Consider the following 14,669-nt stretch of genomic DNA (forward strand, 5'->3'; position numbering starts at 1 on the left):
CTCATTCCTCCTCAGTGAATCCACGCGCCGTTCGCGTCAACGCGGTAACCGTCCGGCGTTGTCTCATTCTGGTACATGGAACCCATGGGTCTCACAACGGAGTTGGACTTGTAGAACCATCTCTCATTCACCGAGTCATACTCATAGGTGTTTGCAGAAGTGGTCGGTGCAAAGTAGTACCATTTTCCGTTAATCTGCTGCCAACCGGTCTGCATGATGCCGGTAGCCGGATCCAGGTAGTACCAGTGCTTATCCGCCTCGTCGTAGTGCCAGCCCATCTGCATCTTTCCGAGCCAGCCGTCGTGCTCTGTATTGCAGTAGTACCAATCCAGCTTCTCATCGCGGAACCAACCGAAGTCCATGATGCCGTGCGAGTTGAAGTGATACCAACCGTTCTTGTTGACATCGCCGTTTGCGTAGTCAAGCTTAGCCCAGCGGCTCACCAAGCGGATACCGCCGTTCAGCGTGAAGATCCACTCGCTGTGCTCGGGGTTAATGAGCTCCCAGTTGCCGTTCGTACCGACCGTGTAGCTCGGCTCGTAATCGGCAATGAAGGCCTCGTTTCCGATCAGGTTCGGCTTACCGAAGGTGCTGCCGACACCTGCGCTGATGCTGCCGCTGCCGCCGCTGCGACCACGGCTGCTGCCGCCGCGACCACCGCCGCCGCCGCTACCGCCGCTGCTGCGACCGCTTCCGCCGCCGCTGCTGCCGCCGTTACCGCGACCGCCGCCGCCGATTCCGCCGCCCGAAAGGGCATCGTTCGAAATTCTGCCGTAGTGGTCATAACGCGGGTTCAGCGTGTTTTCATAGCGCTGAATTGCATCGAGCAAATCGTCGAGTGCCTGCTGAAGCTCAGCCGCCGTTGCTCTCGGATTGGTGCGCTCAAAGACTGCGATTGCATCGTTGATGCCGGTGTGTACGCCCGGAACACCGTTGATCAGAGCAGCGGTCTCCTTGCGCTTTAAGAAGAAATCATCCGCAAGCTTAATTGCCTTCTTGATTGCATCATCGAGGCCGTTTCTCGCGTTATCAACCTCTTCCTTGTTGTCCTTCCAGTAGCCGTAGACAATGGTGCGCTTCTTGATCGGCGCGGTATCGTCAAACGCTCTGTACTTATCCGCCTTGCGGCTCCAACCCTGCCAGTCGTACTCAACGCCGGTTGCCGGATCGACAAAGTGTGTTGCACTGCCGGTCGGCGTGTTGTTGAGAACCGTGCTGTATTGCGTCGAATAGTCTGCATCGCTCGGGGACTCACCCTTTCTCACCGGGAAGCTGTACTGCGGCCACGGTGCGACGGTGTCCTTATCGTTGATGAAGGTCACCTTGTAAGCCTTCGAGTAAACCAGGTAGTACTTAACACCTTCCTGCGCAGTGAACTGGAAGAGGCCGCCGCTCGCGTAGATATCCGCAGGCGTCAGGGTCTCCGGAACGTATGTCGACGTAGCCGTATCGTAACGAAGCAGCTGGTAGTCGAGGTTATTCACATCTTCCTTGTCAAGCTGTACATAGGTGCGGAAGATTGCATTGGAAGCGGTTGCACGCGGCACAAGTCTGCCGTTTACATAGCGCTCAATGTTGGTCTGGACCTCCCAAGCCGCCGTAAATGCAGTCGGGTGGTTTGCCGCATCGACCGTTGCCGGATCGCTCTTCAGCGCCGAAGCAACCGCCGCCGGGACGTTCTTCTTCTGGTAGACCACCTTGTAGGAAACATCCGCATGGTTCACGTTCATGATGACACGGTCATCCGGAGTGGTCAGGTCATTCTCAAGACCCGGAATCTCGTTCGGATCCAGCGCCATCTCGCCCGGGTTACCGCCGCGAACCTCATCCGTGACCGGCGAATTGCCGTTTAAGTTACGGTTATAGTAAGCGGTCAGGACCACGTTCGTATCCGGCATCGTGAAGGTCAGCGTCGCGTTGCCGAGCTGGCTCGTGATGCCCGGAATGATACCGGTCGTAACTCTCCACTCCTTGAAGGTCTCGCCCGCGCTGTTCGTTGCCGGTGCGGTCAGGACAACCGTCTCGTCCTTGTGTGCCTCGTCGAAGTAGTTCGTGTTGATTGCGTTGCCGTTAACAGTCGTGATTTCACTCTCGCCGTCCGTAGTCGTGATGCTGAACTTCGGAATCTCAAGCTCGCCGCCCGGATCCATGGTAACCGGGGTTCCGTCCGGAAGCTTGCTGAGCGCGGTGATATCGTTTCTGCCGTGCGGTCTTGCGACCACGGTATAGGTCTTGTTGGCATCGAGACCGGAGAAGGTAATTCTTCCCGGCGTTCCCGCCTGCCAGCCGTCCGCCTGGGTCTCCGGCGTCGTCACGACGTTTCCGTTCTCATCGATGAGTGCGTAGTCCGCATCTCTGTCGGAGGGATCGATCGTTAAGTCAACCTTCGTCTCATCGTCCGGGTTGTAAGTCATCTGCTTGTTCGTATCAACCGCCGGAACATGTGCATCGCTCGGGCTGCTGATCGGTGCCGGCACGTTCGAGATGTCATCGCCGACCTGTGCCGTGTTATCGCCCTCTGCCTCGTAGACCTGATAGGTCGTTCCGGGCGTGAGGTTGTTGAAGTAGGTTCTGCCGGTCACGCTGCCGTCGCCGACACCCACAACCTTGCCGTAGGGATCCACGACAATGTACTTGTAGCCGGGCTTCGTGTCGTAAGCCGTCACAACGCCCTTACCCTGGGTATCAAGGCTACCGCCCGCATCCACTGGGTGCACGTTGGTGCCGAAGACCGCCGGATCCGGATAGAACTTGACGAGGTAGGTCTCGCCGTCTGCGATTGCATCGCCTGCGTTCATCATTGCGCCGTTGTGGAACCAACCCTTGTAGAGGTAGTTGACCTCACCGGTGTAGCTCGTCGCTGCCGGCTCAACCTGACCCCAGGTCTTGTCCTTCCAAGTGTGAAGCGTGGTCGGAACAGCCGGATTCCAGGTGACATGGTTGTCAAACGGTGCAAAGTTAATGTCAATCCACCAAGCCGGATCTTCCTTGAATGCAGCAACGAGATTCTCGCCGCCCTGGAAGCGATCAGTATCCTGAAGGAGGTGCTCACTGCCGTCCATGACGCGGTTGTTGTTCGTATCCACGAACCAGCCGTCGAGCATGTAGTGGTAGTCGTTTGCGGTGACAATCGGAAGAAGGCGCTTTGCCTTAAGATCCGCATAGGTGTAGCCGAGACCTGCGCCGTTGTCCTTCAGCACGCTCACCTTGAAGGAGTTCGTGCCGTTTGCAAGCACATCCGGGGAGACAAGCTTGGTCGGATCGTCTGCCGGTGCCATGTTATCGGAGCTCAGGGTACCGAGTTCCGTGCCGCCCACCGTGTCCTTACCGCTGTAGAACTGGATGTTGCTCCAAGCGCTTGCATCTCTGTTATAACGATAGCTGAGCTTAAAGTCGCCGGTCGGCATCTTCGCTCTGTAGTGGTTGTTTGCGGTATTGAAGGTCGTTGCATCGCCCGCAATCGGCACACCCACCGGATTGTCATTGTAGCTGTTGTAGATATAGCCGTAGAGCTCCGGCATATTGAGCGGATCGCCCTCAACCGTATCATCCGTTGCCTTCGGCGTCACCACCGGAGCAACAATGTTTCTCAAGAGGCTGTCGTTCGTGCCGAGGTCCTCGTGCGCCAGGGTGAATTCCTGGCCGGTGCCTGCACCGGTGTAGACGTAGTTAATCTCGACATTCTGGTTCGGCATCACGCCGGTGAAGTTACCTGCCGCATCCGCGCTGCCGCTGAGCGCAAACACAAGCGGGTTCGGATCTGTGTCGTTTGCCGTGTTACCCGTAACCACATCGTAGTGGTCATAGGTGTAACCGAAGGTGCTCACCGGGCTGATGCTGATCGGATCCTCCGGCTTCACCATCGTGGTGGTGGAGGGCGCAACAACCGTGCCCGCCGGGGAAACATGGTTCACCTTGAGCTGGAAGCCCGCGTGAGACGGGTCCACGCGATAGCGCCAGGTGATTGCCGCATCCTGACCCGGGAAGCGACCCGTGAACTTACCGTAGTTCGCGCTGCCTGCGACCGTATCAAAGGTACCGAAGGGTGCCGGAGCGGTCTGATCGCTGAACTGATAGGTGCTCGGGTTCGTGAAGGAATCCACCGGAGCCCAGACATAACCCGGAACAACCTTGAGGTTACCGCTCAGCGGATCCTCAACCGAGAAGCCGCTTGCTGCCGGTGTGGTTCTCGTCTGGAACACGATGCTTCCGTTCTGGTTCTCATAGGAAGTCGTGTAAGCAAACTTGATGTTATGGTTGACGCTGTAAATTGCATCATAGATTTCCGGGGTTGCCGGGAAGGTCGACGGAATCGGAACCGGGGTCACCGTAGCCGAACCTCTCTTGTTCCAACCGTGGAAATCGTAGCCGTACTTCGTGACCGTCGGTGCAAGTGCGTTGGTCGGATCGCCCGCAAGGCCGCTGAGCGGTGCCGGGGTCGGAGTACCGCCCTTTGCATCGAAGGTGATGGTGCTGTTATCTCTTACATAATGATAGGTAATGACCGTATCCTGCTTCGGCATGACACCGGTGACCTTACCGAAGTTCGGGCTGGTCGCCGTGCTGTCCGGCGTGAGCTTGAGCGCTGCGCCGCCGACAGAGGTCTCATCCGTGTCAATGCTGGAAAGACGATAAGACGGAGGCGTTACGGTCGGTGCCGGCTCGTCAACCGGTTCTCCTGCCGCGATGCTCTTTGCCGCGCGGTTTTCCGCGCCCGTGACCGGATCACCGTGTGCATCCACATACTGGAAGCTCAGGGAGTAGCCCGCTCTTCGGAGCGCCGCATTGTCTGCCGCCGTTGCGGAGTCAGCAACCGAGAGGCCGTACTTATCCGCCTGGTCTGCGGTGAAGAAGGTGCTGAACGGCGCCACGCTGCTTGCCACAACGCCGGTGCCCGGTTCCGCAAAGTTCTTCTCCTGTGCAGCCGTCGGCGTACCCACACCGGAGAAGGCATCCGGAAGATCCTTGTTCGGGTTCACACCCTTCTTCGAAACACCGATGCTAGAACCCGCAATGCTCTGCATTACAGAAATCTTCTTATTTATTGCGATAAAGACATTGCTCGGCTTGCCCTCACCGTCCGTGTTGCCGTTGACATTGATCACGGAAGCGCCGGAGGGCTTGCTACCAGCAAGTTTCAGTTCGCCGGTCTCAAAGTTGATTGCGCCGCGGCCGTTGGTCTTGGAAACGTTGCCGCTCACATTGGAGCCGTGCTCCAGCTGAAGCGTTCCGCCCTTAATGTCAATTGCCGCGCCGGCCGTTTCAACATCGATTTTCGAATTCTGTACCGATGCCTGATCACCGAGGCGCAGGGTACCGGAGTTAACTGAAATGAGTGAAGCCTGACGGTCTGCGGCGCCGCCCTTCAAAATCAGCTTCTCAATCGTGTACTTACCGGTGCCGGTCTGCGTGAACAGCGGCGTGCCGGGCGTGTTCGAAGTCACCTCAACGGTCGGCCCGGTATACGGAGTCGCACCCTGACCAAACTCATAGTCTGTGGTAGCAATAACAACATCCGTGTTCGTGCCGTTACCCGAAAGGTTAACCGGAGCTCCATCGTAGTCGATAATGTAGATAAAGCCCTTTTTACCGGAGAGCAGGTCAACCGCCTTCTGCACCGTCGCGTAAGGCTTCTGGTAGGTACCTTCACCCGTCGTATCATTACCGTGTGCGCTGGAAACGTAGTAGGAAGTCGCCTTAATCAGGAAGGCAGTTCTGCGGTGAACCGTCTCATACGGGTGCAGGTCAATCTGCCACGAGTATGCGACACCGGAGTCCTCTCCGTGAGTTTCCGTCGCAGTATTGCCTACGAATAAGTACTTCCAATACGGAGAATAATGTCCGACATAACGCGCATCCGGCGTAGTGAGACCAAGGGAGCTATCAGTCGTGATCAGGTCGAAGGTCTCCTTCGTGGTGCGGTTAACCATGTGGAAGCCAACCGGGGTCTTGTAACAAATTGCCTGGTCGTCTCCGTTGATCATGCTGTCCGCGCCGGTACCCATCCAAAAACGTCCGGTCGTGTTGGTTGTGTTGTGGAGGTAGTAGTCGACGATGATGCTTCTGCCGTCCGGACCCGGAGAGACCAGCATGCGGTACTCGATTCCGAGATTCGTATCTGTAACAACATCACCGTTGTTGGCCGGCGAAGGCTTTAAAGCCTGATAGCCCGACAAGCCGAAATAACTGGTTTCCGACGGCGCCGAAGCCGTGGGGCTATCCGCTTTGACAATCCAGGTTGCGTATCCTCTGTGCGCCCATGTAGTTTGAATGCTGCCGGCCGTATAGGTGTGCTGACCAGTATTCAAACCGTGGATGTCAAAACGCTTTGTTGATCTGCTATCACCCTCCGAGGATGCACCTATCGTAGGTCCGATCCACTCGAAAGCGGTAGCTTCTGTCGCACCACTGTTACTTCCACCCGGTTGCAACTCCGTCGCATATGCATTCTTCACGCTCAGGCTGCTCATTGCAAGGCCAAAGACCATGAGAAATGCGAGGAGCTGAGCGAGTGCTCTCCGAAGAATACCGCGGAGAGAATTCTTGCTGTTGCTCATTTAATATGTCACGCTCCCTTCTTTAGTTGGGGTCTGCCACAAAGACAGCCAAATCTTCCGGAACGTCGTTCTTCGTGACGGTCGTGGAAGGTCCTGCGATCAGACCGCGCACAAAGTGGTTCCGCTCGGTTCTGTCATAGTGATAGAAGCCCGGTCCCGCGCTGCCGTTGTTTCTCCAACGCGGCGCTTCCTCATCTCCGGTGAAGCCGAGGAACTGACCGTTGTAAACAAGGATGTAACCCTCGCCCGTGTTCAGCACGCGTCTGCCGTTCACGATTCTGCCGCTTCTGTCGACCACGTAGAAACGGTACTGCGGCGCGCCGAGCGTTCCGACGTTCTGCACGACAATGCCGTAGCCTGCCTCTTCCGGTGCATCCAGGCGAAGGCCGTTGATGTAGAACTTGTTGTCTCTCTTCTGAAGGATGTTGCGGTTGCCGTAAGCCTTGCCGCTCGGCGCGAACGCGAAGGTTCTCGGGCCGTCCGCCAGCTCAACCGTAATCTCCTTGCCGCTCTGCATGGAACCGTCGTTGATCTCATCCGGGGAGAAGAGGTAGAGGTCTGCCTTCTCAATGCCGTAGAGGTCGCCGTTGATGAAGTCCGCAGCGGTCCAAGCATCGACATCGTACTGTGCGACAAACTCGCTCTTGCCCTTGAAGAGGACAAAACCGGTCTTCATTCTGCCGATACCGTCGAACGCGTACTCCTTCTGGCCCACACGCAGAATCTTGTTGCGGTATGCTCTGCCCTTCGAGTCGCTTCTCCACCAAGAGGCCTCGAGGTCAATGTTCTGATCCTCGTCCAGGTTTGCGGACGGGTACATCCAGAACCACTTGTTCTTCATGAGAACGCCGCCGTCGTAGCCGCTGTAGTAGCGGACACGCTCGTCGCTGGTCGGGTTGGAACGCACCGCATTCGAGATGCTTGCGACCTTGTCCCACCACTCGATCATGACACCCTTCTCATCGAAGCCGTAGGTTGCGCCGTTGATGTCGCGCTGGAAGGGCTGCTCGCCCGCGCGGCTTCTGTACTTCTTGGAGTCGGCGCCGAAGTAGAACCACATCTTCTCGTAGTCCCCATAGTCTCTGCCGGTGACTTCGCTCGTCAGGTGAGAGCCCCAGTCATAGTAGAGCCAACGGTTCGTGTAGAGCGCGCCGTCCTCGTCCGCATAGTAGCGAGCGTTCACGAAGGGATCTTCGTCCTCGATGACATTGCCCTCTTCGTCAATCCAGCCGGTCAGCATGACACCGTTCTCATCGAACGCATAGGTCTTGCCGTCGACCTGCTTGCGGAAGCCCTTGCCCTTCGCGCGGAGACCCTTGCCGTCCTCGCCGAAGTAGTGCCAGCCGCCCTCGCCGTAAGCGCCGTCCGGATCGCTCTCGCTGTCAATGAAGACCCAGGCATTCTTCACCATACGGCCATCCTGGTCGACGTAATAATCGTCGCCGCCGAAGTTGAAGATGCGGTTCTTCAGGATGAACCCGGAATCGCCGAGGTAGAACCAATCTTCCTTCGATTTCTTGAAGGCATTGACTACCGGCTGATCCTCCCGGTTCAGATACTGCCACTCGTCTCCGACTTTGGTCCAGCCTTCGATGGCGTAGGCTGTGACGGTCGGAAAGAGGCAAGCAGCAGCTGCCGCCAGCAGAAACGCTCTGGCTGCTTTGACATGCTTTGTGTGTTTCATGTCCCTCCCCTTTCTCTCTGCAGTGCAAGGTAAGTCTCTCGACTTTCCCGCAAAAGGGCGCTATACCCCTTCTGCATATTAATATTTTCTTAACCAATCTATCACTTCTATGCAGCTTTGTCTATAGCTGTTCCGACGCACAGTATAAAATTTCTTATTTTCGTGATTTTTTCCAAAGCAATACACACTATTTTCAGTTCTTTATGTATATATCCTCTGCTTTTATTGTTTATCAGGACGTTTTTCCCGCACAAGCTTCACATGAACCGACACTTGACTGAAAAACTTGTCAAAAAAACGTCGAGTGTTGCTTTTCGCACAATTTCCGGTCTCTGTTTCAAGGTTCTCGCTTCTCGTTTTTTCGAAGCTCACAAAAATTAAGAAAAATCCTCAGAAACGGCGCCGCTCCCTACCTTCTTCGCGAAGCGCAGTTTTTTCCTATTAAAATCGTTAAATATTAAACAAGCTGAAAGCGACGAGGCCGAGCCCCTTCCCCTTCACCTTGCAGTTCTTTGCATCTCAGGACGCCCTGCAACGTTCGTATTTGACCGTATCAGACAAGGCATTTCCTCTCTTTTCGGCTTTTCTTTTTGAGACGCATGGCTTAGAATGAAAAGAAATGCTGAGAAAGGAGTTTTGGGAATGGCTAAATTATTTGGCAAGCTTGCGCGCCTCGCGCTGGTCGCAGGCGCAGCGGCGGCGGCAGTCTCCTACTACCGTCAGTACACCGAGTTCCACCGCGACCTGGATGAGGAGTTTCACGACTATGAGGAGGGCGAGGAAGGTGCGCACACAGCGCATACCGAGACCCCGAACCGGAACTACGTGTCCTTAAACGCAAACCGCGGCGAATTTACGGCGGCGGCACAGAATACGTTCGAGGCGGCCAAGGGGATGGTAACGAGCGCTGCCGGAATGTTAAAGGATGTCGGCAACATTCTTGCGGACAATCTCCAGGCGGCAAGCGCCGAGAAGAACGCGCACGAGTCCGGCTGCGCTTGCCACTGCGCTGCCGAAGAGGCAGTGGAAAGCGCGGCGGAAAAGGCGGAAGAGCTCGCGGAGGATGCCTCCGAGAATCTTCTCGCAAAGAGCTATGCGGCGGCCGGCAGCGAGGCAAAGCCCGCAACCGAGATCACCGAAGAGCTGTAATTCGATCGGTCGTACAAATGAAAGAGCAGAGGGAGAAGAACTTACTTCTCCCTCTGCTCTTTTTGATTGCGCCTTCTCACGTATTTCGCACTTTCCGCTTTATACTCCTTCCAGATTAAAGTCCGGGAGGAAGCGGCTGCCACGGCTATCCGCCTCTTGAATATACCCGTTTTGAAAGCCGAGGCGAAGGAAGTAATCCTCCGCTCTTGCCCGCTCTCTCGCGGTCAACGAGCGATTCAGTTCCGCGTAGCGCGTCTCTCGGAACGGGGTGTATTGGAACATGAGGCTCACATACTGCTCTGTTCCGTACTCCTCTGCGATTTCTTCCAGCACCGCAAAGCTGTTCTTTAGGTGCAGGGGCAGGACAAGATGGCGTATCATCACGCCGCTAACTGCCTTTCCCGCCGCGTTCAGCTTCAAATTCCCGCTCTGCCGGTACATTTCTCGTATGGCCGCCCTTGCGACTTCCGGATAATCCGGCGCGCCCGAGAAGCGCGCCGCAATCTCCCCGTCCGCATACTTGTAGTCCGGCAGCCAGACATCGACCAGACCTTCGAGCGCGCGCAGAACTTCGACCCGCTCATAGCCGGAGGTATTGTAAAGGACAGGTATCTGCGGGCGGTACAGCTCCAGGGCCTTTATAATCTCCGTGACCCAAGGGGTCGGCGTCACAAGGTTAATGTTATTTGCCCCCTTTGCCTCGAGTTCCCGGAAAATCTCCGCAAGCCGCGCTGCCGTTAACTCCCTTCCGTAGCGCTCCCGACTTATTTTATGGTTCTGACAAAAGACACAGTGCAGGTTGCAGCCCGCAAAAAAGACCGTCCCCGAGCCCTCCGCGCCGCTGATACAGGGTTCTTCCCCGAAGTGGAGCGCCGCCCTTGCGGCAAGAAGCCGGGCGCTGCATCCGCAGGCACCCGGCTTCTCTTCCCGATTGACGCGACAGAGTCTCGGACAGAGCTCACAGGAGCGCAAGTCCAAATCTATCATAAACTACACTTCTTTCCTTCTTCCCTCTCAGAGCTTAAAGCTGCTCTTCAGCGAGACAATGCGGTTAAAGACCAAGTTCTCCGGCGTGGAATCCTTGGAATCCACACAGAAGAAGCCGTTCCGCACAAACTGGTAGCTGTCATAGGCCTTCGCGCCCTCAAAGTTCGGCTCCAGTTTACAATCCTTTAAGATAATGCGGGAGTTCGGGTTTAAGTTCAGGTTGCCGTTCTCATCGAGCTTGCCCTTCTCCTCATCGACCAGATTCTCATAGAGCCGGCACTCGGCATTGACCGCGGTAGAGGCATTGACCCAGTGGATGGTGCCCTTTACCTTTCTGCCCTCAAAGCCCGAGCCGCTCTTGGTCTCCGGATCGTAGGTGCAGTGCACGGCAATCACCTTGCCGTTCTCGTCCTTATCGACACCCACGCACTTCACGAAGTAAGCGCCCATGAGACGCACCTCGTTGCCCGGGAACAGGCGGAAGTACTTCTTCGGCGGCTCCTCGCGGAAGTCATCCTCCTCAATCCAGAGCTCTCTGCCGAACGGAATCACGCGGCTGCCGAGTTCCGGATTCTCGAGGTTATTCGGCATCTCAAGCTCCTCGATCTGTCCTTCCGGATAGTTGTCGATGATCAGCTTGAGCGGCTTTAAGACCGCCATCATACGAGCGCGGGACAGCTTCAAATCCTCGCGGATGCAGTACTCGAGCATCGCGGAGTCAACCGAAGAATTTGCCTTCGAAACACCGACCAACTCGACAAAGCGCTTGATGGATTCCGGCGTATAGCCTCTCCGGCGGAGCGCCGCAATCGAGACCAGACGCGGATCGTCCCAGCCGTCCACAATGCCGTCTTCGACCAGCTTTTTGATGTAGCGCTTGCCGGTCACGACATTCGTGAGATAGAGCTTTGCAAACTCAATCTGGCGCGGCGGCTCCTCGAACTCGCACTCGTTCACGACCCAGTCGTAGAGCGGGCGGTGGTCCTCAAACTCGAGGGTGCAAATCGAGTGGGTAATCTTCTCGACCGCGTCCTCAATGGGATGCGCGAAGTCGTACATCGGGTAGATGCACCACTTGTCGCCGGTATTCTGGTGGGAGAGGTGCGCAATGCGGTAGATGACCGGATCCCGCATGTTGATGTTCGGGGAAGCCATGTCAATCTTTGCGCGAAGTACCTTCTCGCCGTCCGCATACTTGCCCTCTCGCATCTCCTCGAAGAGCTTTAAATTCTCCTCGACCGAGCGATTGCGGTAGGGACTCTCCTTGCCGGGCGTATTGAAGTCGCCGCGGTACTCGCGAATCTGCTCCGCCGTCAAGTCGCAGACAAAGGCCTTGCCCTTCTTAATCAGCTTGACCGCACACTCGTACATGGTCTCAAAGTAGTTCGAGGCAAAGAAAACACGGTTATCGAACTTTGCGCCGAGCCACTCCACATCCGCGCGTATGGACTCGACAAACTCCCACTTTTCCTTGGTCGGGTTCGTGTCGTCGTAGCGGAGGTTAAAGAGACCGCCGTACTCTTCCGCGAGGCCGTAGTTCAAAAGAATGGACTTTGCGTGACCGATGTGCAGGTAGCCGTTCGGCTCCGGTGGGAAACGCGTCTGGACATGCGAATATCTTCCCGAGGCCAAATCCTTATCAATCTCATTTTCGATGAAATTCTTTTCGCGGCGCTCCGTTCCCGCGTTTTCCCGAACTTCCGCGGCCTCCGCCGCTCTCTTCTCCTCACTCATGGGGCGTATCTCCTCTCTTATTTTGTGACGTTAATCGCGCTGAGCCGATAGCCCGCGTCCGTCTTGGTGAAAATCAAATTGGGCTTTCCGCCGTCCACAGAGACGACCAGATTGCCGCCCGCCTCCCGTAAGTTCAGGAGATCGCAGTGCAGGACGGAGTTCGTGAATTCTTCGGTAAAAATCTGCTCCGCCGTGTACTTCCGCATCAATTCGTCTTTGCTGTCAATTTCGTTGCCGGACTCGATGCCAAGATACAGCGGGTACTGCGCAAGCTCCGCAAGCGCCTGCACATTCTTATCCCGCACGGCAAAGAGTGCCTGCCCAACGGTATACAGAGCATCCCTGTCACCGAGCGCCGTCGCCTGATCCGCGGCAGCGCTTAAGCTAAAGTTCTGCCCGTCCATCTTGCCGAGGAGCTTTACCCCCTCGCCCGCGGTGAAACCGTTCGCGAGCTTCGAGAGGTCCGGCTTCTCTGCCGCATCCTCGCCGGTCTCGACATAAACAAGGCCCAGATCCTTATTCTGCAGGGTAAAGCCGTTCATCGATGCATCGAGCACCACACCTTCCAGTGTGTCCTTAGCCGCCTCCGCTTGCTTGCTTGTCTCGGCAAGCGTCGTGCCGCTCTCGACACTGCTCGGCGTCGCACTGTCCTTAGCCCCGGCGCTCTCCTTCTTTCCGCAGCCCACACTGAGCAGGGAGATAGAAAGCAGAGCGAGCGCCATGATTCTCTTGCTTCTCATATTCACCTCGTTAGAATTTCCGGAAGCGCTCGTAGCGCTGGTTAGCGAGTTCGTCGCGGCTCATTGCGCTGTACTTGCCGATAAACTCGAGGAGTTCCGGCTCCAGTTCCCGCGCTACCGTTTGAATGTTCTCAAAGGTCACCGGTTCCGGCTCGGGAATAATCTTCTCAATGACACCGAGCTCCAGGAGATCGCGCGAGGTAAGGCGCATGTTCTCCGCTGCAAGTTCCGCCTGCTTCGCATCGCGGTACAGAATCGCCGCGAAGCCCTCCGGCGAGAGAATGGAATAGACCGCGTTCTCCATCATCCAGACCTCGTTTGCGGTCGCAACGCCGAGCGCACCGCCGCTCGAGCCCTCGCCGATGACAATCGCGAGGATTGGGGTCCTCAGTGCCGCCATCTTCTGCAGATTTTCGGCAATCGCCTGTCCCTGGCCTCTCTCCTCCGCGCCGACACCGCAGTAAGCACCGGGCGTGTCGACAAAGCAGATGACCGGGCGCTTAAAGTGCTCTGCCTGCTTCATGAGGCGAAGCGCCTTCCGATAACCTTCGGGATTCGGCATGGCAAAGTTTCTTCTCTTATTCTCGAGGAAGTCCCTGCCCTTCTGGATGCCGATCACCGTGACCGGAATGCCGTGGAAGGAGGCGATACCGCCGATCACGGCTTCATCGTCCCCAAAACAGCGGTCGCCGTGCAATTCCATGAAATCCGGGAAGAGCGCGTCGATATAATCCTTTGCGTGCGCTCTGTCCTTCGCGCGGGACAGCTTGACCGTCTCCCAGGCGCTGCGGAAAGCGCCCTCGGAGAAACGGCTCTCGCGCTCCTCCTCTTTCTCTGCCTTCTGTCCGAACGCGAGACGCTGTAAATTCTGCAGCGCGTTCGCCGCCGCATCCAAGATGCCCGGTGCCTTTTTCGGCGCAACTTCCTCGCGAGTAAATTCGTCTACACGCTCCGCCTCTTCAAAGACAGGAGCCGTCTCGGAAGCGAGCTCCGCCGCGCCTTTCACATGAAGTCGCAAAATGTGCGCGAGCACCGCTCTCTGGTCTCTGCGCGGCACAATGGCATCCGTGAAACCGTGCTTTAAGAGGAACTCCGCGCGCTGAAAGCCCTCCGGAAGCTTACCGCCTATGGTCTGCTGAATGACGCGCTGACCGGTAAAGCCGATCAGAGCGCCCGGCTCCGCGAGGATAATATCGCCGAGCATCGCAAAGCTTGCGGTCACGCCGCCCATGGTCGGATCGGTCAAAACGGAGATAAAGAGCTGGCCGCTCTCCTGCAGTCTGCCGAGCGCCTCCGAAGTCTTAACCATCTGCATGAGGGAGATGATGCCCTCCTGCATTCTCGCGCCGCCGGAGCAGGCGTAGAGAATGACCGGGAGCTTTTCTTCGGCCGCACGCTCTGCCATGCGCGCAATTTTTTCGCCCAGGTTGTGTCCCATGGAACTCATCAAAAAGCGCGCGTCACAGACACCGATGGCGGTCGGAATGCCGTCGATCGTAATCTTACCCGTCACGACCGCCTCATTGAGACCGGTACTCTCCTTGACTTCCCAGAGTTTCTGCTCGTACTCCGGAAAGTCGAGCGGATTCACGACCGGAAGTTCCTGGTTCCACTCCTCAAAGCTTCCCGGATCCGCAAGCAGTTTAATTCTGCGCTTTGCGTGAATGCGAACATAGGCGCCGCAACTCGGGCAGGCAAAATCGTTTGCCCGCACGTCCTGCACGCTGTGTACGGCACCGCACTTCTTGCACTTTCGCATTACGACTTCCGGTTCTGCTTCTGCTGTGTTTCGCTTGAAAAAATCGATGCGCATTTTCC

Annotated in this window: 7 protein-coding genes; 1 reads left to right on the top strand and 6 read right to left on the bottom strand. The window is 56.6% G+C overall.

Going from position 1 to position 14,669, the window contains the following annotated elements:
- Nucleotides 1-11 precede the first annotated feature (11 nt).
- Together QU660_RS05835 and QU660_RS05840 are read right to left on the bottom strand one after the other, a co-directional pair.
- On the bottom strand, nt 12-6,557 hold the full coding sequence (locus tag QU660_RS05835; RefSeq protein WP_304945607.1) for an InlB B-repeat-containing protein: 6,546 nt from the start codon (nt 6,555-6,557) through the stop codon (nt 12-14).
- A 22-nt stretch (nt 6,558-6,579) separates the two neighbouring features.
- Nucleotides 6,580-8,241: a cell surface protein gene (locus QU660_RS05840; protein ID WP_304945608.1), complete on the bottom strand. Its 1,662-nt coding sequence runs from the start codon at nt 8,239-8,241 to the stop codon at nt 6,580-6,582.
- 642 nt (nt 8,242-8,883) lie between these two features.
- On the opposite strand from QU660_RS05840, the gene QU660_RS05845 reads away from it, so the two are divergent.
- A complete protein-coding gene (locus tag QU660_RS05845; protein ID WP_304945609.1) occupies nt 8,884-9,390 on the top strand; it encodes a hypothetical protein in 507 nt (168 codons plus the stop codon).
- 99 nt (nt 9,391-9,489) lie between these two features.
- On the opposite strand, the gene QU660_RS05850 is transcribed toward QU660_RS05845, so the two are convergent.
- The 4 genes from QU660_RS05850 to QU660_RS05865 are packed head-to-tail and all read right to left on the bottom strand — an operon-like array spanning nt 9,490 to nt 14,664.
- Nucleotides 9,490-10,377: a radical SAM protein gene (locus QU660_RS05850; RefSeq protein ID WP_304945610.1), complete on the bottom strand. Its 888-nt coding sequence runs from the start codon at nt 10,375-10,377 to the stop codon at nt 9,490-9,492.
- Nucleotides 10,378-10,404: 27 nt separating this feature from the next.
- A complete protein-coding gene (locus tag QU660_RS05855; RefSeq protein ID WP_304945611.1) occupies nt 10,405-12,111 on the bottom strand; it encodes a glutamine--tRNA ligase/YqeY domain fusion protein in 1,707 nt (568 codons plus the stop codon).
- A 17-nt stretch (nt 12,112-12,128) separates the two neighbouring features.
- Complete coding sequence (locus tag QU660_RS05860) at nt 12,129-12,851, bottom strand: hypothetical protein (protein ID WP_304945612.1); 723 nt, start codon at nt 12,849-12,851, stop codon at nt 12,129-12,131.
- A gap of 10 nt (nt 12,852-12,861) precedes the next feature.
- Entirely contained in the window at nt 12,862-14,664 is a 1,803-nt protein-coding gene (locus tag QU660_RS05865; RefSeq protein WP_304945613.1) for an acetyl-CoA carboxylase carboxyltransferase subunit alpha, read from the bottom strand.
- Nucleotides 14,665-14,669 lie beyond the last annotated feature (5 nt).

Origin of the sequence: Stomatobaculum sp. F0698 (assembly GCF_030644385.1) — a bacterium.
GTDB lineage: Bacteria > Bacillota > Clostridia > Lachnospirales > Lachnospiraceae > Moryella.